We start from the raw sequence: 20,350 nt of genomic DNA, 5'->3' as shown, positions 1-20,350 counted from the left end.
CGACGGCGGTTGAACTTGGGCCGGTTGTGAAACCCGTAACCCGGCTCTGTCTTCAACGGGTGTTGTTATGGAGAATTGGATGACACTCACGCGGAACCTTCTCGCCACAACCTGCCTGTCGCTTGCGGCAGGTGCGGTGAGCGCGCAGGACATGGCCGACAGCATGACCATCGTCAGCTGGGGCGGAGCCTATCAGAACAGCCAGGTCAAGGCCTATGCCGAGCCCTACATGGCGGCCAACCCCGGTGTGTCGATCACCTGGGACGAGTCGTCCAACGAAGCGGTGGCCAAGCTGCGCGCACAGGCCGAAGCCGGCAACATCACATGGGACCTCGTGGACGTCGAAGGCCCCGACAGCCAGCGTCTGTGCGACGAAGGCCTCGCCATGGAGATCGACTTCGACGAGGATCTGGCCGCCGGTGAAGACGGCTCCACCGCGACCGAAGATTTCGGTCCGTCCGTGATCAACGACTGCTTCATCCCGCAGATCGTGTTCTCCACCACCTTCGGTTACCGCACCGACGTGGCGGACTGGAACGGCGCGACGCCGGACAGCCTGTGCGCGATCTTCGACCTCGAGAAGTTCCCGGGCAAGCGTTCGCTGGAGAAGCGCCCGAAGAAGAACCTCGAGTGGGCGCTGCTGTGTGACGGCGTCGCCAAGGAAGACCTCTACGACGTGCTCGACGAGGACGGCGGCGTGGAACGCGCGCTTGCCAAGCTGGACACCATCAAGGACCAGGTTGTCTGGTGGTCCGCGGGTGCAGACACCCCGCAGTTGCTGGCAGATGGCGAGGTCGTGATGGGCTCGACCTACAACGGACGCCTGTTTTCTGTTATCGAAGAGCAGAAGCAGCCGGTCGCCATGCTCTGGGACTGGCAGGTCTTCGACTTCGACGGCTGGATCATTCCCGCCGATCTGCCCGAGGACCGGCTGGCGCGCGTGATGGACTTCGTGAAGTTCGCCACCGACACCCAGCGCCTCGCCGACCAGGCGAAATATATCTCGTACGGCCCGGCACGTGCATCGTCGCAGCCGCTGGTCTCGACCCATGCCGACATGGGAATCGAGATGGGGCCGCACATGCCGACGAACCCCGCCAACCAGAAGAACTTCCTCGTGAACAACATCGAGTGGTGGGCTGACAACCAGGACGACGTGGAAGCGCGCTTCCAGTCCTGGCTGGTCAAATAAGTCAATCGGGTGGGGCGGCCGCGAAACCGCCCTACCTGTCTTACCGGAACGGGGCCCACCCGGCCCTGTCCGGACAAGGCGGAGCGGAACGTATCGCTCTGCGTGAACTGCGGGATGGATGACGAAACCGTCCCGCGACGACAAGGGAGACCGAAATGAAATTCACCAAGACCCTGATGGCGACAACGGCACTCACCGTGGCTGCCACCGGTGCCTTCGCGGAAAGCCACGGCAACATGGCGTCCGACATGACCCTCGTGAGCTGGGGCGGTGCATACCAAAACAGCCAGCAGAAGGCCTACGTCGAACCCTACCTCGAAATGCACCCGGACGTATCCGTGTCGTGGGACGAGTCCTCGGCCGAGGCGGTTGCCAAGCTGCGTGCAATGAACGAAGCGGGCAACGTGACCTGGGATCTCGTGGACGTCGTGGCGTCTGACGCCATCCGTCTGTGCGACGAAGGTCTGGCCATGGAAGTCGACCACGACGAGCTCCTCGCGGAAGCGCCCGACGGCACCTCCGCTTCGGACGATTTCGGCGACCTGATCGTCTCTGATTGCTACATCCCGCAGATCGTGTATTCGACCACGGTCGGCTATCGCACGGACCTCGTGCCGGAAGGCACCGAGCCGCCGTCCGACATCTGCGCCGTCTTCGACCTGGAAACCTACCCGGGCAAGCGCGCGCTGGAAAAGCGTCCGATCAACAACATGGAATGGGCGCTGCTCTGTGACGGCGTGGCCAAGGAAGACGTCTACGACGTCCTCGAGACCGAGGAAGGTCAGGACCAGGCTCTGGCCAAGCTGGAGACCATCAAGGACCAGGTCGTCTGGTGGAACGCGGGCGCTGACACGCCGCAGCTTCTGGCCGACGGCGAAGTGTTCATGGGCTCGACCTACAACGGCCGCCTGTACTCTGCCATCGTGGAGCAGGATCAGCCGATCGGCATGCTCTGGGACGCACAGGTCTTCGACCTTGACGGCTGGATCATTCCCGAAGGTCTGCCGGAAGACCGTCTGGCGCGCGTGAAGGACTTCGTTAAGTTCGCCACCGACACCCAGCGTCTGGCCGATCAGGCACAGTACATCTCCTACGGTCCGGCACGCGCCTCCTCGGCGCCGCTGGTGCCCGAAGACATGAAGATGCACATGCCGACCGACCCGGCGAACTCGGGCAACACGTTCCTCTACAACTACGAGTTCTGGGCTGACTACCGCGACGACATCGACGCGAAGTTCCAGGCCTGGCTCGCTCAGTAAGAACCGGGACAAGGCGGCGGCGCACAGCCCCGCCCTACCTTGCGACATCGTCCGTGGCGGGGCATCCGCGCCGCCACGGGCCACAAACAAGACGACAGTCAAAATGACAGGGGGACGGGGCACCATGCCCAAGGGCTACATCATAGGCCACATCACGGTTAAGGACCCTGAGTCCTACCGCGAATACGTCGAACGCGACACGCCGATCCTGCAACGGCTGGGCGGCACGTTCATCGTCCGTGGGGGACAATCCCAGGTCGTCGAGGGCAAGGCCCACGACCGCCACGTCGTCATCGAATTTCCCAGCTACGCGGCCGCGCTGGCGGCCTACAACGATCCGGAGTACCAGGAGGTCGCCCAGATCCGCCACAACACGGCGGACAGCGTGATACTCGTGGTCGAGGGGGCAGAATGACCGACGCGACCACAGATCCAGACAAGATCGAAGGACCGACACCCGACAACGCCCTGCGGGCCGCGGACAAGGCAAAGTCCGGGCCGATGCTGGCGGCGGACGGGACGCCGCTGAAGCGCAGCCTGGCGCGCGCCCTGCGAAGGCAGAAGCTGCGGGCGCTGATGCTGATCGCGCCGCTGCTCATCTTCGTTCTGGTGACCTTCATCGCACCGATCGTCGACATGCTGTTCCGCTCGGTCGAGAACCAGATCGTCTCCGAGACCCTGCCGAAGACGGTGGTCGCGCTCGAGGACTGGGACGACGAAAGCGGCGAACTGCCCGGCAACACGGTGTTCAACGCCGCCTACGAGGACATTTTCCTCGCCGCCGAGAAGAAGCTCCACACGCGCCTCGGCACACGTCTCAACTACGAACTGACCGGCGTCTCCTCCCTGTTCCGCAAGTCGGGCCGCGGACTGGACGACATCGGCGAGGTCTACCAGGACCAGTTCGAGGATATCGACGAGAACTGGGACGAGGCGCTGCCGTGGGCCCAGATCATGGGCGACCCGGAATGGATCGCCAAGCAGGAGGAATGGGACAATACCGCCGAGGACGACCGTGGCCGGATGCCCCGGTTCGACTTGCGCGACGACATCGTGCAGACGCTGCCCAACGCCTCCATCGCCTACCGCGACTTCGCCCGCTTCCAGCAGACCGAGGAAGAGAGCAGCCCGCTCGAGGAAGAGCCCTGGTCGCTGGTGCACACGATGCTCTACCGCGACCTCGCGGCAGGCGACATGTCCGACTACACCGGCCCGCAGGCCGAGATGCTGAAGGCCGCCGATGCATTGGTCGACAGCCCGGATTTCGAGACCGTCGACATCCGCGCGGCCTTCGAGGACATCGACAGGGACTGGCTCGACATCGACGTCTGGAAGACGATCAAGATGTACTCGCCGAATTACACCAACGGCTACTTCCTGAACTCCATCGACATGCAGAAGACGCCCGAGGGGCCGGCGCTGCGGGATGAGGACGAACGGATCTACGGGCTGCTGTTCAAGCGCACGATGTTCATGTCGATGGTCATCACTTTCAGCTGCATCGCGCTGGCCTACCCGGTGGCCTACCTTCTGTCCAACCTGCCTGCGCGCACCGCAAACCTGCTGATGATCCTCGTGCTTCTGCCCTTTTGGACATCGCTTCTGGTGCGGACCTCCGCGTGGAAGGTGATGCTGCAGCAGCAGGGGGTGATCAACGACGTGCTTGTCTGGATCGGCCTCGTGGCGGACGACAACCGGCTGGTGATGATCAACAACCAGCTTGGCACGATCATCGCAATGACGCACATCCTGCTGCCGTTCATGATCCTGCCGATGTACTCGGTGATGGCGACAATCCCCCCGACCTACGTCCGTGCGGCAAAGTCGCTGGGCGCCACCAACTGGACGACCTTCTGGCGGGTGTACTTCCCGCAGTCGGTCCCGGGCATCGGAGCGGGGTCGATCCTCGTGTTCATCCTCGCCATCGGCTACTACATCACGCCCGAGATCGTCGGTGGCACGACCGGCACGTTCATCTCGAACCGGATTGCCTACCACATCTCGTCCTCGCTCAACTGGGGCCTTGCAGCCGCGCTGGGGACGATCCTGCTGGCGGTGGTGCTGATCCTCTACTGGGCCTACGACAAGATCGTCGGCATCGACAACGTGAAGCTGGGGGGCTGATCCATGGCTGTTGAAACGCAACCGATCAAGAAACCCGCCAGCTTCATCGCACCGGTGATGGGCGCCTTCGGGGCCTTTGCCGGGGTGTTCGTCGGCGCCGCCAACGGGTCCGTCCTGACCGGCATCATCGTAGGCTTCGTGGTGCTCGCCGCCATCGCCTATGTCGCGATGGAGGTGCTGGATCCGAAGATGGAAACCTCGGTGAAGTGGGGCCTCGTTGTCCTGCTCGCGGTGGCCGGATACCTGCTGGGGGGGCTGCCGGGCGCCGTGGTCGGGGCCATCTTCGGCTACATCTTCGGCGTCCTGATCTACTGGATCGGCATGGGTCGCTACAGGGTGCCGCTTCCGCCGTACCTGACCTCGGGCCAGGTTCTGTGGCACTACAGTTTCCGCACGCTGTGCGGGGCGATCTTCGTGTTCCTGATCACGCCGATCCTCGTGGTGATGCCGCTCTCCTTCAACGCGGAGAACTTCTTTACCTTCACGCCCGAGATGCTGCGGTTCGACCCGGCAGGTTACTCGCTGAAGCACTACCGTGACTTCTTTACCTCGTCGGAGTGGCAGCAGGCGCTGCGCAACTCGCTGATCATCGCACCCTTCGCGACGTTCCTTTCGGTCAGCTTCGGCACGCTGGCGGCCATCGGCCTCTCGTCCGAGCACGTGCCGTTCCGTCGCGCGATCATGGCGATCCTGATCTCTCCGATGATCGTGCCGCTCATCATATCGGCCGCGGGCATGTACTTCTTCTACTCGCGGATCGGCCTGCAGGGCACGCTGTTCGGGGTGGTCCTGGCACACGCGGCGCTTGGCATTCCGTTTGTCATCATCACAGTGACCGCGACGCTCGTGGGTTTCGACCGGTCGCTGACGCGGGCGGCGGCGAACATGGGTGCGAACCCGGTGACGACCTTCTTCCGTGTGCAGATGCCGCTCATCCTGCCGGGCGTGATCTCGGGCGGCCTGTTCGCCTTCATCACCTCCTTCGACGAGGTGGTTGTCGTGCTCTTTGTCGGTTCGGCCAAGCAGCAGACCCTGCCATGGCAGATGTTCACCGGCCTGAGGGAACAGATTTCGCCGACGATCCTTGCGGTGGCGACGATCCTCGTGGCGATCTCGATCCTGCTGCTGACCACGGTGGAGATCCTGCGCCGCCGGTCGGAACGCATGCGCGGCATGAGCCCGGGCTGATCGTTCGAATTGTCGGGGTGTGATTAGCAACTATCAGGGTTAACCCGTCAATTTTACGAAGAGAAACCACGGCAGGCGCAGAGATGTGCCTGCCGTTTTCACCTTCTGACAAGATATCTTGCGGATGCTGACCGGCGAACCCGAACCAAGGATCCGGTCATGAGCCAGCACGACAGACAACTTGCCCCGCAGACCCGGCCCCTGTCCGGCGGCGAAGTGCCGTTCGATCCCGGCGAGCTGTTCTATTCCCGCACCGACGACCGCGGCATCATTATCGAGGGCAACCAGGTCTTTCGCCGGATTTCCGGGTTCGGCTGGTCCGAGCTGAAGGGCGCGCCGCACAAGCTGGTCCGCCATCCCGACATGCCGAAAGGCGTCTTTTACCTGTTCTGGGACCGCCTGAAGTCCGGCAAGAAGATGGTCGCCTACGTCAAGAACCGCACGAAGGACGGGCGGCACTACTGGGTCACCGCGCTGACGTGGAAGATCCCCGAGGGCTACATGTCCGTTCGGCTGAAGCCCACAACCGACCTCAGGGCGGAGGTGGAGGCGATCTACAAGGACCTTCTCAACGCGGAACAGAACGACGGCGTGACCCCGGAGCAAAGCGCGGAACGCCTGCTGGCAAAGATCGCCGAGATGGGTTTCGTCGACTACGACGCCTTCATGGCGCACGCCCTGCGCACGGAGATGGAGAACACCTCGAAGCTGGTGCACATGCCGTTGACCCCGATGCAGCAGCGCTTCTTCGCGATGTTCGACACGATCAGCGAACTCGGGGCGGAGGTCGAGGGGCTGGTCGAGGTCATTCGCGCCATCCGCACGGTGCCGATGAACATGCGCATCCTCGCGTCGCGTCTGGAAAGTTCGGGCGGCCCGATCAGCGCGATCTCGGTCAACTACAGCCAGATGCTCGAGGAAATGTCGACCTGGATAAAGCAGTTCGCCGAAGGGCCGGACTGCACCTTTGCCCGGATCAAGTCCGCGATCCAACAGGGGCAGTTCCTCGTCTGCGCGTCTTCGATGCAGTCGTCCATGTCGGTCTATTTCGACAAGGATCTGGCCGGGGCAAAGGACATCACGGCCCTCTCCCAGGACAAGGAAACGCTCGAGCGTGAGGCGCACCGCTTTCAGACCGAGGCGCAGGAGTCCCTGAAACTGATCGAATCCGAAGTGCGCCGCCTCAGCCGCAGCGTGCTGGACATGAAGCGCTACGTGACCGGTCTCAGCTCCACCCGGATGATGTGCAAGATCGAAAGCGCCTCCCTTGGGGATTCGGACACCGCCCTGAACGGCATCGTCGAACAGCTCGACGAACGGCAGGACGAGATCGAGCGTCGCCTCGCCAGGGTCGTCGAGCTGAACTCCAACATCCAGGGCCACAGCGCGATGCTGAGAAGCATGTCCTGAACCGCCGGGGGCAGGGCGAGCATTCATCAATTCTCAAGGGATCTGGCAGAAAGTGCGAGCCGGGTCGTTTTCAGAGGCCGGACGAATGACAGAGCATACAACGCGTTTTACCTCCGACAGCAGCTACGCTGGGTCGGAAGCACAGTTCCATCTTTCGGAACTGTTCTACTCACGCACCGATCCGCGCGGTGTGATCCAGGCCGGCAACACCGTGTTCCAGCGTGTGGCGGGATACGACTGGGACGAACTGGTCGGCGCGCCGCACAAGATCGTCCGCCATCCGGACATGCCCAAAGGCGTCTTCCAACTGGTCTGGGATCGCCTTGGACAGGGCAAACCCACCGGATGCTACGTCAAGAACCGGTGCAAGAACGGCCGGTTCTACTGGGTGTTCGCGCTCATCGCACCGATCGAGGGCGGGTATGTCTCCACCCGGCTGAAGCCGACCTCGCCCCTGCGGGAAAAGGTGGAACTGATCTACAAGAGCCTTCTGGCCCGGGAACGCGAAGAGGGGCTGAAGCCTTCCGCCAGCGCCGATGCCATGCTGGAGGCGCTGAAAAAGGCCGGCTATTCAAGCTACGATGCCTTCCAGAGCCACGCGATGGCGGTGGAGGCGGAAACCCGGGCGCAGCATCTCGGCCGCCAGCTCGATCCGCTCCAGCGGCGTTTTCTGGACATGTCGCGCGCCATCACGCAGGTGCACGTCGAGACCACCGAGATGACCGAAGCGTTCAAGGCGATCCGGACCGTGCCGATGAACATGCGGATAATCGCCTCGCGTCTGGAAAGTGCGGGTGGCCCGATCAGCGCGATATCGGTCAATTACAGCCAGATGCTCGAGGAAATGTCGACCTGGGTGGACACCTTCGTCGACGGCGATGCCTGTGTCTTCGCCCGCATCCGCGATGCGATCTTCAAGGGCCAGTTCCTCGGTTTCGCCACGCAAATCGAACGCGAGATGATTGGCATCTTCGAGGAAGAGCGCGAAAAGTTCGGCGCGATCTATCCAAGCAACGTATCGACGGAAACGGAAGCGGCCCGTTGCGAAGAGGTGCGCAACAGTTTCCTCGAAGCCACCGCCGGATCGCTCGGAGACGTTGAAACGGAGGCAAAGCGCTTCGCCCGAAGCGTGCTGGACATGAAGCGCTACGTGACGGGGCTCAGCTCCACCCGGATGATGTGCAAGATCGAAAGCGCTGCACTGAACAATTCCGGAACGGCCCTGTCCGGGATCGTCGAACAACTGGATGCCTGTCAGGACGAGATCGAACGCAGGCTGGCCCGTGTCGTTGAACTCAATTCCGTGATCCAGGGCAACACCGCGATGTTGCGGTCCCTGATCTGAGCCGGGGATTCTCGCGGGTCATCGCTTGACCTGCAGGCCGGAGGAACATGACGTAGGGCGGAGTTGTACTCCGCCCTCGTTCAATCAGCTGCGGACCAGCTTCTCATAGTCCGACGAGATCTCGCGCGTCATGGCACCGACCTCGAAGTTGTAATCGCCGATCTGGCCCACCGGGGTCACCTCGGCGGCGGTGCCGGTCAGCCAGCACTGCTCGAAGCCTTCCATCTCTTCCGGCATGATGTGCCGTTCGTGGACTTTGATCTGCTTCTCTTCCAGCATGCCGATCACCGTCTGGCGGGTCAGGCCGTTGAGGAAGCAGTCGGGCTTCGGCGTGTGCACCTCGCCATCCTTGACGAAGAAGATGTTGGCGCCGGTCGCTTCGGCCACGTAGCCGCGGTAGTCCATGAACAGCGCGTCGGAGCACCCCTTGGCTTCGGCCGCATGCTTGGACGTGGTGCAGATCATGTAGAGGCCGGCGGCCTTGGCGTGCACCGGGATGGTCTCGGGCGAGGGGCGCTTCCACTTGGAGATGTCGAGCTTCGCGCCCTTCATCTTCGCGTCGCCATAGTAGTTGCCCCAGCCCCAGGCAGCGATGGCCAGCCGCACCGGATTGCGGGCCGAGGACACACCCATGTCCGGACCGGCGCCGCGCCACGCCACCGCGCGCACGTAGGCGTCGGTGAAACCGTTGGCCTCCAGCACCTGGGCCTTGGCGGCTTCGATTTCGTCAACGGAGAAGGGGATCTCGAAGTCGAGGCAGGAGGCCGAGAAATGCAGGCGCTCCGAATGCTTGCGCGACAGGAAGATCTTGCCGCCGTAGGCGCGTTCGCCTTCGAACACGGAGGAGGCATAGTGCAGCCCGTGAGTCAGGACATGGACCTGCGCGGAGCGCCAATCCACAAGCTTGCCGTCCAGCCAGATCTTGCCGTCGCGGTCGTCATAGGCACTCTCGGCCATCGCGTCTCTCCTCTGCGTTGCGGCGCTTTTCCGATTGTTGCGCGGAATTGACTGAAGTCGGATATAAAGTTGCGCCAAACTGGCGACTCGCTACCAATTCGACCTTGGAATGTCAACAAGGCTGACTTAAAATGCCCTGCAAAACAGGAGGCATCCGATGTCAGACGGGCGGACAGCGCAGGGCGAGACGCTGCTGTATCTCACCGACGAGCAGCTGCGGCAGGGCGCGGAAGCGATGTTCTTCGCCTACCGCGGGTTCACTGCGGACCCGGACCGTATCCTGACGGGGCTGAGTTACGGGCGCGCCCATCACCGGGCGCTGCACTTCATCCACGGCGCCCCGGGCACGACGGTCAATAATCTCCTGAATATCCTCGGCGTGACCAAGCAATCCCTGAACCGCGTGCTGCGGACGCTGATCGAGGACGGCCTCGTGGAGAGCCGCGTGGGCCGCATCGACAAGCGTGAACGGCACCTTTACCTCACCGAAGAGGGCGGGCGTCTGGAACGCGAACTCTCTGACGTGCAGCGTGCGCGGATGCGGGCGGCCTTCCGCGACGCCGGGCCGGAGGCGGTCGCCGGGTTTCGCCGGGTGCTCGAAGCGATGATGGACCCGGAGATGCGGCTCCAGTATCAAAAGCTCAGGGAGGGTCGCGGATGAGTGAGAACGACGCCCATCTGCTGATCGTGGATGACGATGAGCGGATCCGGGGGCTGCTGCAGAAGTTCCTTGTACGGAACGGGTTTCTGGTGAGTGCCGCGCGCGACGCGGCCCATGCCCGGCGGCTGTTGATTGGTCTGGATTTCGACATGATCGTGCTGGACGTGATGATGCCGGGCGAGGACGGCGTCAGCCTGACCCGCGGGATCCGCGAAACGTCGACCGTGCCGATCCTGCTGCTGACCGCCCGGTCGGAGACGGAGGATCGCATCGCCGGGCTGGAGGCCGGGGCGGACGACTACCTTGCCAAGCCGTTCGAGCCGAAGGAACTGCTGCTCCGGATCAACGCGATCCTGCGGCGCATGCCGGAGCCCGCCTCACAGGAAGCGGCGCCAAAGCTCATGACGCTGGGCGCCGTCCGTTACGACATCGAGCGTGGCGAGATGTGGCGCGGCGATGAGATGGTCCGCCTGACCGCGACCGAGGCACAGTTGATGCGGATCTTCTCTGCCAAGCCGGGCGAGGCGCTGAGCCGTTCGCGGCTGGTGGAGGAACTGGGCCGCGACAAGGGGCAGGCGCAGGAGCGCGCGGTGGACGTGCAGATCACCCGGCTGCGGCGCAAGCTGGAAAGCGATCCGAAGCAGCCGCGCTACCTGCAGACGGTGCGCGGGGCCGGATACATGCTTGCACCTGACTGACGCGCGGCTACGGTTTCCATGAAAATTCGAGGGAGGGCGTCATGACGACCGCACTGATCACCCATGCCGATTGCCTTGAGCATGTGACGCCGGACGGGCATCCCGAACGCGTCGCCCGGCTGGAACATGTCCTGCACGCGTTGCAGACGCTCGACCTGCACCGCGTCACCGCGCGCGAGGCCACGGATGAGGAAATCCGCCTTGTGCACCCGCAACGCTACATCGACCGGATCGTCGCGGCGGAGCCGGCCAAGGGTGTGACGCAGCTCGACGCGGACACATGGATGTCGCCGGGGTCGGTCCGGGCGGCGCGGCTTGCCGCAGGTGCGGGTATCCAGGCCGTCGACATGGTGATGGGGGGCGAGGTGCAGAACGCCTTCTGCGCAACCCGTCCGCCGGGCCACCATGCGGAGACGGAGACCCCGATGGGGTTCTGCCTGTTCGGCACCGCGGCGCTGGCCGCCAAGCATGCGCTGGACGTTCACGGGCTGGAACGCGTGGCGGTTGTCGATTTTGACGTGCACCACGGCAACGGCACGCAGGACCTCTTGTGGAACGAGGCGCGCAGCCTGTTCATCACTTCCCAGCAGATGCCGCTCTGGCCCGGTACGGGTCGCCCGGAGGAACGCGGCGCGCATGACAACGTCATGAACCTGCCGCTGCCGCCCGACAGCGGCGGTGCAGAGATGCGTGCACGGTACGAGAATGAGGCCTTCCCCCGGCTGCGCGACTTTGCGCCGGAACTGCTGATCATCTCTGCCGGCTTCGACGCGCATCAGGACGACCCGCTCGCCAACCTGAACTGGACGGTGGACGATTTCCGCTGGGTGACGCGCGCATTGTGCGACATCGCGCGGGAGACGGCCGGCGGGCGCGTGGTCTCGACTTTGGAAGGCGGGTATGATCTTGCAGGCCTGAGCGCGTCGGCAAAGGCGCATGTCGAAGTCCTGATGGAGGCGGGTGCATGAGCGAGCAACCTGTGAACGAGATGAGCTTTGAGCAGGCCATGGCCGAGCTGGAGCGTGTCGTGGGCGCGCTCGAGCGCGGCGACGTGGCGCTGGAAGACTCGATCAAGCTGTACGAGCGCGGCGCCGAGCTGCGCAAGCGCTGCGACCAGAAGCTCAAGGAAGCCGAGGAAAAGGTCGCCGCGATCACGCTGGACGGCGACGGCAACCCCGTGGGGACGAAGCCGGTCGAGGGGCTCTGATGACGGACGGCTCCGGACAGGAGCGGACGGCGGACATTGCGCCGCTCGGGTTCGAGGCGGCGCTTGCCCGTGCCGCCGAACTGGCGAATGGCCAGATTTCCTATGCCTTGTCGGGTGTGCCGGGGCCGGTGGCGGCTGCGATGCGCTATGCGGTCGAGGGCGGCAAGGCGCTGCGGGCTTTCATGGTGATCGAAGGCGCGCGGGTTTTCGGCATCGACCGGCAGCACGCGGCACCCGCCGCAGGCGCCATCGAGGCGCTGCATGCCTACAGCCTTGTGCACGACGATCTGCCCTGCATGGACGATGACGACATGCGGAGGGGCAAACCCACTGTACACCGCAAGTGGGACGAGACCACCGCCGTGCTGGCCGGGGACGCCCTGCAGGCACTGGCCTTCCAGCTGGTGACGCACACGGCGTGTCCGGCGGACCGCCGCCTTGAGCTTGTCGCCGGGCTGGCGGTGGCGGCGGGGCTGCGCGGCATGGTCGGCGGACAGGCGCGCGACATCGCCGCCGAAAGCGCCGAGACGCCCCTGACGCTGGAAGAGATCACCGCCCTTCAGGCCGGCAAGACCGGTGCGCTGATCTCCTGGTCCTGCGGCGCGGGCGCGGTCATGGCGGGCGAAAGCACTGGCCCGCTGCGGCGGTATGGCAACTGCCTCGGGCTCGCATTCCAGATCTGGGACGACGTTCTGGACGTGGAAGGCGATGCCGCCACGGTCGGCAAAGCCGTGGGCAAGGATGCGGACCGCGGCAAGGCGACCTTCGTCAGCCTCCTCGGGATGGAAGGGGCGAAGGCGCGTGCTCAGGAACTCGTGCACGAAGCCTGCACATCCCTTGACGTATACGGTGACGCGGCTGACGCCTTGCGGGACGCCGCCCGCTTCGTTATCTCGCGGCGGAACTGACGCACGCCGTCCATTGGCCCGGGCCTTGACGCCCGTATGCTCTAGATGGACGTTGAGCAAAGAGAGGACCCCAGTCCGCACCATGTCCGATACCACGTCCGATACCCGTCCGAACCGGCCCGAGACCCCCTTGCTGGATCGGGTGCACACCCCTGCCGACCTCAAGCAGTTTTCCGACGCCGAACTGAAACGTCTGGCGCATGAACTGCGGGAAGAGACCATCTCTACCGTGTCCGAAACCGGCGGCCACCTCGGCGCCGGTCTGGGCGTGATCGAGCTGACCGTGGCACTGCATTCGGTATTCGACGCGCCGCGCGACAAGATCATCTGGGACGTGTCGCACCAGTGTTATCCGCACAAGATCCTGACCGGACGGCGCGACCGCATCCGGACGCTGCGGCAGAAGGACGGGCTGTCGGGGTTCACCAAGCGCTCCGAGTCGCCCTACGATCCGTTCGGCGCGGCCCATTCGTCGACCTCGATTTCCGCCGCGCTGGGGTTTGCCGTTGCGCGCGATCTCGGCGGCGCCTGTGACACCGGCCACGGCGACGCCATTGCCGTGATCGGCGACGGTGCCATGAGCGCGGGCATGGCCTTCGAGGCGCTGAACAACGCCGGCCACCTGAAGAAGCGCCTGATCGTCATCCTGAACGACAACGAGATGAGCATCGCGCCGCCGACCGGCGCGCTGTCCTCCTACCTGACCCGGCTGTATGCCGAGGCGCCGTTCCACGATCTGAAGGCCGCTGCGAAAGGGGCCGTATCGCTCCTGCCGGAACCTTTCCGCGAGGGCGCCAAGCGCGCCAAGGAGATGCTGAAAGGCATGGCCGTTGGCGGGACGCTGTTCGAGGAACTGGGCTTCTCCTACCTCGGGCCGATCGACGGGCATGACCTGGACCAGCTACTGCCGGTGCTGCGCACTGTGAAGGCGCGGGCGACTGGGCCGATCCTGATCCACGCGCTGACCCGCAAGGGCAAGGGCTACAGCCACGCGGAGCACGCCGCCGACAAGGGCCATGCCCGGGCGAAGTTCGACGTGGTCACGGGCGAGCAGAAGAAGGCGCCCTCCAACGCCCCGTCCTACACCAAGGTCTTTGCCGAGGCGCTGATGGAAGAGGCCGCCGACGACAGCCGGATCTGCGCGGTGACCGCGGCGATGCCGGACGGCACCGGGCTGGACCTCTTTGCAGAGCGCTACCCCTCGCGGTGCTTCGACGTGGGGATCGCGGAGCAGCACGGCGTGACGTTCAGCGCGGGGCTTGCCGCCGGGGGCATGCGGCCGTTCTGCGCCATGTACTCTACCTTCCTGCAGCGCGGGTATGACCAGGTGGTGCACGACGTGGCCATCCAGCGGCTGCCGGTACGCTTCGCCATCGACCGGGCCGGTCTGGTGGGGGCGGACGGGGCGACCCATGCCGGGTCCTACGACGTCGCCTACCTGTCGAACCTGCCTGGCTTTGTGGTCATGGCGGCGGCCGACGAGGCCGAGCTGAAGCACATGGTCGCCACTGCCGCCGCGCATGATACGGGCCCCATCGCCTTCCGCTATCCGCGGGGCGAGGGCGAAGGCGTAGAGATGCCGGTGCGCGGCGTGCCGCTGGAAATCGGCGTGGGCCGCGTGATGCGCGAAGGCACGCGGGTCGCCATCCTGTCCTTCGGGACGCGCCTTGGCGAAAGCATCAAGGCGGCAGAGGCGCTGGAGGCGCGCGGCGTGTCGGTCACCGTTGCGGATGCGCGCTTTGCCAAGCCGCTGGACCGCGACCTGGTGCTGCGGCTCGCCCGGGAGCACGAGGCGCTGATCACGGTGGAAGAAGGGGCGGTTGGCGGCTTCGGGTCGCACGTGGCGCAGCTTCTGGCCGAAGAGGGCGTCTTCGACCGCGGCCTGAAGTATCGCAGCATGGTCCTGCCCGACATCTTCATCGACCAGGCCAGCCCGCGCGACATGTACGCCGTGGCAAAGCTGAACGCCGAGGACATTGAGGCGAAGGTGCTCTCTGCGCTGGGGGTCGAACGACTGGACAAGCGGGCCTGAGGGGAGGGCGGCGCACAGCCCCGCCCTACATCCCGTCGCGCCGGGTGTCAGAGCAAGGGCGCATGGCCGGGGGTGTCGCCTAGACGATCCCGGCCCAGACCGACAGAAGGATCACGTAGAGCAGGGCGGACTGGACGTAGCCCGCCAGCGTGTATGCGCCGTCGCGGACCATCAGCCCGTACATGATCATCGCCACCGCACCGGCGCTGAAGCTGGTGAAGAACGGCAAGAGTTCGAGCGGCGGCCAACTGAGCGCCATGACCGAACATGTCAGGTAGGCGATGAACCGCGCCGGACCGCTGACGAGGATGCGCAGCCGGTTGTGGCTGTGGCGGTCCATCCAGCCTGCCGGTTTGCGCAGCCAGTCGATCCCTTTCTGCAGTCGCGCGGCCGACACCGCGCGCCGACGCAGGAAGCCGGGCAGCCACAGGTGCTTGCGTCCGAACATGGCCTGCAGCGTGATCAGCAGAACGATCAGCCCGCCGATGGTGGGCGTGCCGGGAATGCCCGAGATCGGCGAGACGAGGATGATCGCAGGCACGAGGATGACGGCCGAGAACGACCGCCCGCCGATCTTGTCCAGCACGTTCTCGACGGAGACGCGCTTCTGCCCTTCGTCGGGGCTGATCGCGTCGAGGAGGGCGTTGAGGTTTTCCGGCGCGGGACGTTCCTGAGGCGTCATTTTCCGTGGCCGCCGTGTTGCGTCTCGGCGGCAAGCACGGCCCGCAGGCCCGACTTGTAGTCGGGATAGCGCAGGGTCACGCCCAGTTCTTCCCTGATGCGGTGGTTCGAGACGCGCTTGTTGTCGGCGTAGAAGCTGCGCGCCATCGGCGACATGTCGGCCTCCTCGAAGGGCACTTCGGGCGGCGGCGGCACGTCCAGGAGTTCGGCGGCATAGGCGATGACGTCCTGCGGCGGAGCCGGGTCGTCGTCGCACACATTGTAGGCCGCACCGGGGTTGGGCCGCGCTATGGAGGCGCGCAGCACCTGCGCGATGTCTTCGCCGTGGATGCGGGAGAACACCTGGTCGTCCTTGATGATGCGGCGGGCGGTGCCGTTGCGCACCTTCTCGAAGGGACCGCGGCCCGGGCCGTAGATGCCCGCCAGACGGAAGCTGTGGACCGGCAGGCCCGGGATGGCGCGCCATGCGGCCTCGGCTTCGATCCGCGCGCGGGCGCGGCGCGACTGCCCGTTGAGCGGCGAGCTCTCGTCGACCCAGTCGCCGTCGGCATTGCCGTAGACGCCGGTGGTGGAAAGGTAGCCGACCCATTCCAGGCGATCCGCAGCCTCGGCCAGTTCGGGACCGATGAGTTGCAGCGCCGGGTCGCCGTCGGCATCCGGGGCGGCGCTCATCAGCACATGGGTGGCCTCTGCCAGGGCGCGGGAGAGGGCTCCGTGCTCCCACAGGATGGCCTCTACCCCTGTCGCTCTCAGCGAATCGAGCTTGTCGGCGGAGCGGGTGGTTCCGATCACGCGCCAGCCTTCGGCAAGGAGGTCCGTTGCAAGGAAGCGGGCCGAGAAGCCGTGGCCGAGGGAAAGCAGGGTCTTTGTCATGTGGCATAGGTGGCGTCGGCAGCGGAATTTGGCAAGTATTACAAAAATCCCTTTTCTGAACCCGTTTTGTAACATATATAGGAGGCACGGGTTTTGGAGGAGGCTTGTCATGTATTCGCAGGGACTGATCGGCGCGGACGGACGCACGGCGGAAACGCCGGAGGTGCTGGAGCGTTTCCAGGCGCGCATCGACGCCGAGGAAAAGATCGAACCGAACGACCCGATGCCCGAAGGCTACCGCCGCACTCTGGTGCGCCAGATCGGCCAGCACGCGCATTCCGAGATCGTCGGCATGCTGCCCGAGGGGAACTGGATCACGCGCGCGCCGTCGCTGAAGCGCAAGGCGGCGCTGCTGGCGAAGGTGCAGGACGAGGGCGGCCACGGTCTCTACCTCTATTCCGCCGCCGAGACGCTGGGCGTCACGCGGGAGCAGATGACGGAGGAACTGCTGTCCGGCAAGGCGAAGTATTCCTCCATCTTCAACTACCCGACGCTGACCTGGGCCGATATCGGCATCATCGGCTGGCTGGTCGACGGTGCGGCGATCATGAACCAGATCCCGCTGTGCCGCTGTTCCTACGGGCCATACGCACGGGCGATGATCCGGGTGTGCAAGGAAGAATCCTTCCACCAGCGGCAGGGCTACGAAATCGTCATGACGCTGGCACGCGGCACGGCGGAGCAGAAGGCGATGGTGCAGGACGCGCTGAACCGCTGGTGGTGGCCCTCGATCATGATGTTCGGCCCGCATGACGCGGACAGCCAGCATTCCGATCAGTCGATGGCCTGGAAGATCAAGCGCTTCACCAACGACGAGCTGCGCCAGAAATTCATCGACGCCACGGTGCCGCAGGGCGAGTACCTCGGCCTGACTTTCCCGGACCCGGACCTGAAATGGAACGAGGAAAAGGGCGGCTACGATCACGGACCGATCGACTGGGACGAGTTCTGGCGCGTTGTGAAGGGGCACGGGCCGATGGCGCGCGACCGGGTCGCGGCACGCAGGCAGGCGTGGGACGACGGTGCCTGGGTGCGCGAGGCGGCCCTGGCGCATGCGGAGAAGCGCCGGTCGCGGAAGATTGCGGCGGAGTAATGGTTTCGCCCCGGCTGCGCCGGGGCGACCCGCCGGGGGGGCTCAGCCCCCCGGACCCCCGAAGGTATTTTCACCAAGATGAAGGAGACGGGGCATGTCCGGAGAGACGCCGCTTTGGGAAGTGTTCATTCGTCCGCGGAACGGGCTGAGCCACAAGCATGTGGGCTCGCTGCATGCCGCCGACGAGGTGATGGCGGTGCAGGCCGCGCGTGACGTCTATACGCGGCGCGGCGAGGGCACGTCGATCTGGGTGGTGCGCTCTGCCGATATCGTGGCGAGCGATCCGGCACAGGCGGGCGAGAACTTCGAACCCACCGCCGAGAAGGTCTATCGCCACCCGACGTTCTACGAGATCCCCGACGAAGTGGGGCACATGTGATGGCGGGGACGCAGAGCCTGTTCGACGCGGTGCTGGAACTGGCGGACGATCACCTTGTCCTGGGGCATCGGGTGTCGGAGTGGTGCGGCCATGCGCCGATGCTGGAAGAGGACCTTGCCATGCCGAACATGGCGCTGGACCTTATCGGCACGGCGCGGACGCTCTACGATCATGCGGGCAAGCTGGAAGGGCGCGGACGCGACGAGAATGCGCTGGCCTACCTGCGCGGCGAGCGGGAGTATCGCAACCTTCTGCTGTGCGAGCGTCCGAACGGCGACTTCGCGCACACGATGCTGCGGCAGCTCTACTTCGCCGCCTTCATGGAGCCGTACTGGCGCGCGGCGGTGGACTCCTCCGACACGGTGATTGCCGGGGTCGCGGGCAAGGCGGTCAAGGAGATGGCCTATCACATCCGCCATGCGGGCGAATGGGTGATCCGGCTGGGCGACGGGACCGAGGAAAGCGCGCGTCGCATGGCCGATGCGGTATCGGCGTTGCACATCTACACCGGCGAGCTTTTTTTCGAGCAGGGCGCGGCCGAAGGGCAGGCAGCTTTGCCGTCCCGCGCCGCCGTGCGTCCGTCCTGGGAGGCGGTGATTGGCGAGGTGTTCTCGCAGGCGGGTCTGAGCGCGCCTGAGGTCAGCTATCCGCAGACCGGCGGGCGGCGCGGCGTGCATGGCGAGGCGCTTGGTCACATGCTGGCGGAGATGCAGTCCGTGCACCGGGCGCATCCCGGGGCAGTCTGGTGACGGCAGAGGCCACCGATACCCTGGCGCACCGGGCCTGGGAGGCCGCCGCGGTGGTGCCCGATCCGGAAGTGCCCTGCGTGACGGTGGCCGATCTGGGCATCCTGCGGTGGGTGCGGATGGAAGACGATGTCGCCGTGGCCGGTGTCACGCCGACCTATTCCGGGTGCCCCGCCGTGCTGGCCATCGAGCTGGCGATCGAGGCCGCGCTGCGGTCCGCCGGGTTCGAGGCGCGGATCGAGCGGCTGATGTTCCCGGCGTGGACCACCGACTGGATCACGCCCGAGGGGCGCGAGAAGCTGCGCGCCTACGGCATCGCGCCGCCGGTTTCGGGGCAGGGGAAGGGCGCGCTCTTTGCCGCGCCCGAGGTGGCCTGCCCGCGCTGCGGTGCCGCCGATACCGAGCGGCTGTCCGAGTTCGGTTCGACCGCGTGCAAGGCGCATTACCGTTGCCGCGCCTGCGGCGAGCCTTTCGACTACTTCAAATGCATCTGAGGTTTCCATGTTCCACGATCTGACCGTCAGCAACGTCCGTCCCGAAGGCGACTCCGCCGTGGCACTGACCTTCGACATTCCCGGCGCCGCGGCAGAGACCTTCCGGTTTGTCCCGGGGCAGTACCTGACCCTGCGGGCCGACGTGGAGGGGGCCGATCTGCGCAGGTCCTATTCGATTGCCGAGGGCGCGGCGGGCCGGCTGTGTGTCGGTGTGCGCGAAGTCCCGGGCGGGGTGTTTTCGACCTTCGCGCAGAGCGTGAAGGCCGGGGACGTGCTGCGGGTGATGGCGCCGGAGGGCCGCTTCTTCTGGCGCGGGGAGAAGCGGGTAGTGCTGATCGCCGCCGGGTCCGGGATCACGCCGATGCTGTCGATTGCCTCGGCGGTGCTGGAGGCCGGGGGTGAGGTGGCGCTGATCTACGGCAACCGCTCGACCGGGACGATCATGTTCCGCTCGGCGCTGGAGGACCTCAAGGACCGCTACGTGGAGCGTTTCACCCTGATGCACGTCCTCAGTCGCGAACCGCAGGACGTCGCGCTGCTGAATGGCCGTGTGACCAGCGAGAAGGTCGTTGCGCTGGCCCGTGCGGGCGCTGTCGACCTTGCCGGGGCGGAGGGGGTGTTCCTCTGTGGACCGGGGGCAATGATCGAGGACGTCAGCGCCGCGCTCGACGGAATCGTCGACCGGGACAAGATCCATTTCGAACGGTTCTACACCGAGGGCGAAGCGCCCCGTCCGGCCCGCAGCGCCGAGGCAGAGGCCGCGGCGGCGCAGGGCGTTGCCGTTGAGGTCGTGCTGGACGGCGTGCGGCGCGGGTTCAGTGTTGGCAGCGAAGACGACAACGTGGTGGATGGGGCGGCGCGGGCCGGTCTCGAACTGCCGTTTTCCTGCAAGGGCGGCATGTGCTGCACCTGCCGTTGCAAGGTGGTCGAGGGCAGTGCCGAGATGGCGGTCAACTATTCGCTGGAGCCGTGGGAGACAGAGGCCGGATTCACGCTCGCCTGCCAGGCTCGACCGACGTCGGACCGGCTGGTTCTGGACTTCGACGCGGCCTGATCAGGGCCGGGGGTGGCGAACCCGCGCGTGCCGCGCGGAACCCCACCCT

The 20,350-nt window shown here is 65.4% G+C and carries 21 protein-coding genes; 18 read left to right on the top strand and 3 right to left on the bottom strand.

The annotated features are described in order from the left end of the window. Positions 1-79: 79 nt before the first annotated feature. From ACU0DV_RS08730 to ACU0DV_RS08700, 7 genes are all read left to right on the top strand, one after another. Positions 80-1,192 carry an extracellular solute-binding protein gene (locus ACU0DV_RS08730; RefSeq protein ID WP_446241350.1) on the top strand — a complete coding sequence of 371 codons (1,113 nt, stop codon included), beginning with the start codon at positions 80-82 and terminating at the stop codon, positions 1,190-1,192. 155 nt (positions 1,193-1,347) lie between these two features. Beyond that, entirely contained in the window at positions 1,348-2,451 is a 1,104-nt protein-coding gene (locus ACU0DV_RS08725) for an extracellular solute-binding protein (protein WP_100927694.1), read from the top strand. 124 nt (positions 2,452-2,575) lie between these two features. Continuing rightward, on the top strand, positions 2,576-2,866 hold the full coding sequence (locus ACU0DV_RS08720) for a DUF1330 domain-containing protein (protein WP_100927693.1): 291 nt from the start codon (positions 2,576-2,578) through the stop codon (positions 2,864-2,866). Beyond that, positions 2,863-4,575: an ABC transporter permease gene (locus ACU0DV_RS08715; protein WP_446241349.1), complete on the top strand. Its 1,713-nt coding sequence runs from the start codon at positions 2,863-2,865 to the stop codon at positions 4,573-4,575. Before ACU0DV_RS08720 ends, ACU0DV_RS08715 begins: the two co-directional genes overlap by 4 nt. 3 nt (positions 4,576-4,578) lie before the next feature. Further along, positions 4,579-5,763, top strand: coding sequence for an ABC transporter permease (locus tag ACU0DV_RS08710; protein ID WP_100927692.1), 1,185 nt, complete (start codon positions 4,579-4,581; stop codon positions 5,761-5,763). Between the two features lie 159 nt (positions 5,764-5,922). Further along, positions 5,923-7,173: a PAS domain-containing protein gene (locus tag ACU0DV_RS08705; protein WP_446241348.1), complete on the top strand. Its 1,251-nt coding sequence runs from the start codon at positions 5,923-5,925 to the stop codon at positions 7,171-7,173. Positions 7,174-7,258: 85 nt separating this feature from the next. Continuing rightward, the gene (locus tag ACU0DV_RS08700) at positions 7,259-8,518 is read left to right on the top strand and encodes a PAS domain-containing protein (protein WP_283982469.1); all 1,260 of its coding nucleotides are present in this window, start codon (positions 7,259-7,261) and stop codon (positions 8,516-8,518) included. 84 nt (positions 8,519-8,602) lie between these two features. On the opposite strand, the gene ACU0DV_RS08695 is transcribed toward ACU0DV_RS08700, so the two are convergent. After that, entirely contained in the window at positions 8,603-9,475 is an 873-nt protein-coding gene (locus tag ACU0DV_RS08695) for a branched-chain amino acid aminotransferase (RefSeq protein WP_100927689.1), read from the bottom strand. A gap of 157 nt (positions 9,476-9,632) precedes the next feature. On the opposite strand from ACU0DV_RS08695, the gene ACU0DV_RS08690 reads away from it, so the two are divergent. From ACU0DV_RS08690 to dxs, 6 genes are all read left to right on the top strand, one after another. After that, complete coding sequence (locus ACU0DV_RS08690) at positions 9,633-10,136, top strand: MarR family winged helix-turn-helix transcriptional regulator (protein WP_100927688.1); 504 nt, start codon at positions 9,633-9,635, stop codon at positions 10,134-10,136. Beyond that, on the top strand, positions 10,133-10,834 hold the full coding sequence (locus ACU0DV_RS08685) for a response regulator (RefSeq protein WP_446241347.1): 702 nt from the start codon (positions 10,133-10,135) through the stop codon (positions 10,832-10,834). Before ACU0DV_RS08690 ends, ACU0DV_RS08685 begins: the two co-directional genes overlap by 4 nt. Before the next feature lie 41 nt (positions 10,835-10,875). Then, positions 10,876-11,802 carry a histone deacetylase family protein gene (locus tag ACU0DV_RS08680; protein ID WP_446241346.1) on the top strand — a complete coding sequence of 309 codons (927 nt, stop codon included), beginning with the start codon at positions 10,876-10,878 and terminating at the stop codon, positions 11,800-11,802. Continuing rightward, positions 11,799-12,041 carry an exodeoxyribonuclease VII small subunit gene (locus tag ACU0DV_RS08675; protein ID WP_100927685.1) on the top strand — a complete coding sequence of 81 codons (243 nt, stop codon included), beginning with the start codon at positions 11,799-11,801 and terminating at the stop codon, positions 12,039-12,041. The genes ACU0DV_RS08680 and ACU0DV_RS08675 overlap by 4 nt, the downstream gene beginning before the upstream one ends. Then, complete coding sequence (locus tag ACU0DV_RS08670) at positions 12,041-12,949, top strand: polyprenyl synthetase family protein (protein WP_446241345.1); 909 nt, start codon at positions 12,041-12,043, stop codon at positions 12,947-12,949. The genes ACU0DV_RS08675 and ACU0DV_RS08670 overlap by 1 nt, the downstream gene beginning before the upstream one ends. Before the next feature lie 82 nt (positions 12,950-13,031). Then, complete coding sequence (gene dxs / locus ACU0DV_RS08665; RefSeq protein WP_100927683.1) at positions 13,032-14,981, top strand: 1-deoxy-D-xylulose-5-phosphate synthase; 1,950 nt, start codon at positions 13,032-13,034, stop codon at positions 14,979-14,981. A gap of 79 nt (positions 14,982-15,060) precedes the next feature. Here the strand turns inward: dxs and ACU0DV_RS08660 are convergent, their stop codons facing one another. Further along, positions 15,061-15,663, bottom strand: a complete 603-nt coding sequence (locus ACU0DV_RS08660) for an exopolysaccharide biosynthesis protein (protein WP_283982473.1) — start codon at positions 15,661-15,663, stop codon at positions 15,061-15,063. After that, positions 15,660-16,535 carry an SDR family oxidoreductase gene (locus tag ACU0DV_RS08655; protein ID WP_446241344.1) on the bottom strand — a complete coding sequence of 292 codons (876 nt, stop codon included), beginning with the start codon at positions 16,533-16,535 and terminating at the stop codon, positions 15,660-15,662. Before ACU0DV_RS08655 ends, ACU0DV_RS08660 begins: the two co-directional genes overlap by 4 nt. 109 nt (positions 16,536-16,644) lie before the next feature. On the opposite strand from ACU0DV_RS08655, the gene paaA reads away from it, so the two are divergent. From paaA to ACU0DV_RS08630, 5 genes are all read left to right on the top strand, one after another. Next, positions 16,645-17,628, top strand: a complete 984-nt coding sequence (gene paaA / locus ACU0DV_RS08650) for a 1,2-phenylacetyl-CoA epoxidase subunit PaaA (protein WP_446241343.1) — start codon at positions 16,645-16,647, stop codon at positions 17,626-17,628. Between the two features lie 94 nt (positions 17,629-17,722). Next, positions 17,723-18,007 (top strand): 1,2-phenylacetyl-CoA epoxidase subunit PaaB, encoded by a 285-nt coding sequence (gene paaB, locus ACU0DV_RS08645; RefSeq protein ID WP_100927679.1) that lies wholly within the window; start codon positions 17,723-17,725, stop codon positions 18,005-18,007. After that, on the top strand, positions 18,007-18,756 hold the full coding sequence (gene paaC / locus ACU0DV_RS08640; RefSeq protein WP_446241342.1) for a 1,2-phenylacetyl-CoA epoxidase subunit PaaC: 750 nt from the start codon (positions 18,007-18,009) through the stop codon (positions 18,754-18,756). The genes paaB and paaC overlap by 1 nt, the downstream gene beginning before the upstream one ends. Then, the gene (paaD, locus tag ACU0DV_RS08635) at positions 18,753-19,247 is read left to right on the top strand and encodes a 1,2-phenylacetyl-CoA epoxidase subunit PaaD (protein WP_446241341.1); all 495 of its coding nucleotides are present in this window, start codon (positions 18,753-18,755) and stop codon (positions 19,245-19,247) included. The genes paaC and paaD overlap by 4 nt, the downstream gene beginning before the upstream one ends. 7 nt (positions 19,248-19,254) lie before the next feature. Beyond that, positions 19,255-20,301, top strand: a complete 1,047-nt coding sequence (locus ACU0DV_RS08630; RefSeq protein ID WP_446241340.1) for a 2Fe-2S iron-sulfur cluster-binding protein — start codon at positions 19,255-19,257, stop codon at positions 20,299-20,301. The last annotated feature ends 49 nt before the right edge of the window (positions 20,302-20,350 follow it).

This window comes from Sagittula sp. (assembly GCF_052825245.1).
Note: the sequence above shows the minus strand (reverse complement) of the source record. Positions and strands in the feature narration are given on the sequence as shown.

Coding starts and splice junctions, on each gene's coding strand:
- ACU0DV_RS08730 (WP_446241350.1), top strand. CDS start 80: ATGACACTCACGCGGAACCTTCTCGCCACAACCTGCCTGTCGCTTGCG.
- ACU0DV_RS08725 (WP_100927694.1), top strand. CDS start 1,348: ATGAAATTCACCAAGACCCTGATGGCGACAACGGCACTCACCGTGGCT.
- ACU0DV_RS08720 (WP_100927693.1), top strand. CDS start 2,576: ATGCCCAAGGGCTACATCATAGGCCACATCACGGTTAAGGACCCTGAG.
- ACU0DV_RS08715 (WP_446241349.1), top strand. CDS start 2,863: ATGACCGACGCGACCACAGATCCAGACAAGATCGAAGGACCGACACCC.
- ACU0DV_RS08710 (WP_100927692.1), top strand. CDS start 4,579: ATGGCTGTTGAAACGCAACCGATCAAGAAACCCGCCAGCTTCATCGCA.
- ACU0DV_RS08705 (WP_446241348.1), top strand. CDS start 5,923: ATGAGCCAGCACGACAGACAACTTGCCCCGCAGACCCGGCCCCTGTCC.
- ACU0DV_RS08700 (WP_283982469.1), top strand. CDS start 7,259: ATGACAGAGCATACAACGCGTTTTACCTCCGACAGCAGCTACGCTGGG.
- ACU0DV_RS08695 (WP_100927689.1), bottom strand. CDS start 9,475: ATGGCCGAGAGTGCCTATGACGACCGCGACGGCAAGATCTGGCTGGAC.
- ACU0DV_RS08690 (WP_100927688.1), top strand. CDS start 9,633: ATGTCAGACGGGCGGACAGCGCAGGGCGAGACGCTGCTGTATCTCACC.
- ACU0DV_RS08685 (WP_446241347.1), top strand. CDS start 10,133: ATGAGTGAGAACGACGCCCATCTGCTGATCGTGGATGACGATGAGCGG.
- ACU0DV_RS08680 (WP_446241346.1), top strand. CDS start 10,876: ATGACGACCGCACTGATCACCCATGCCGATTGCCTTGAGCATGTGACG.
- ACU0DV_RS08675 (WP_100927685.1), top strand. CDS start 11,799: ATGAGCGAGCAACCTGTGAACGAGATGAGCTTTGAGCAGGCCATGGCC.
- ACU0DV_RS08670 (WP_446241345.1), top strand. CDS start 12,041: ATGACGGACGGCTCCGGACAGGAGCGGACGGCGGACATTGCGCCGCTC.
- dxs (WP_100927683.1), top strand. CDS start 13,032: ATGTCCGATACCACGTCCGATACCCGTCCGAACCGGCCCGAGACCCCC.
- ACU0DV_RS08660 (WP_283982473.1), bottom strand. CDS start 15,663: ATGACGCCTCAGGAACGTCCCGCGCCGGAAAACCTCAACGCCCTCCTC.
- ACU0DV_RS08655 (WP_446241344.1), bottom strand. CDS start 16,535: ATGACAAAGACCCTGCTTTCCCTCGGCCACGGCTTCTCGGCCCGCTTC.
- paaA (WP_446241343.1), top strand. CDS start 16,645: ATGTATTCGCAGGGACTGATCGGCGCGGACGGACGCACGGCGGAAACG.
- paaB (WP_100927679.1), top strand. CDS start 17,723: ATGTCCGGAGAGACGCCGCTTTGGGAAGTGTTCATTCGTCCGCGGAAC.
- paaC (WP_446241342.1), top strand. CDS start 18,007: ATGGCGGGGACGCAGAGCCTGTTCGACGCGGTGCTGGAACTGGCGGAC.
- ACU0DV_RS08630 (WP_446241340.1), top strand. CDS start 19,255: ATGTTCCACGATCTGACCGTCAGCAACGTCCGTCCCGAAGGCGACTCC.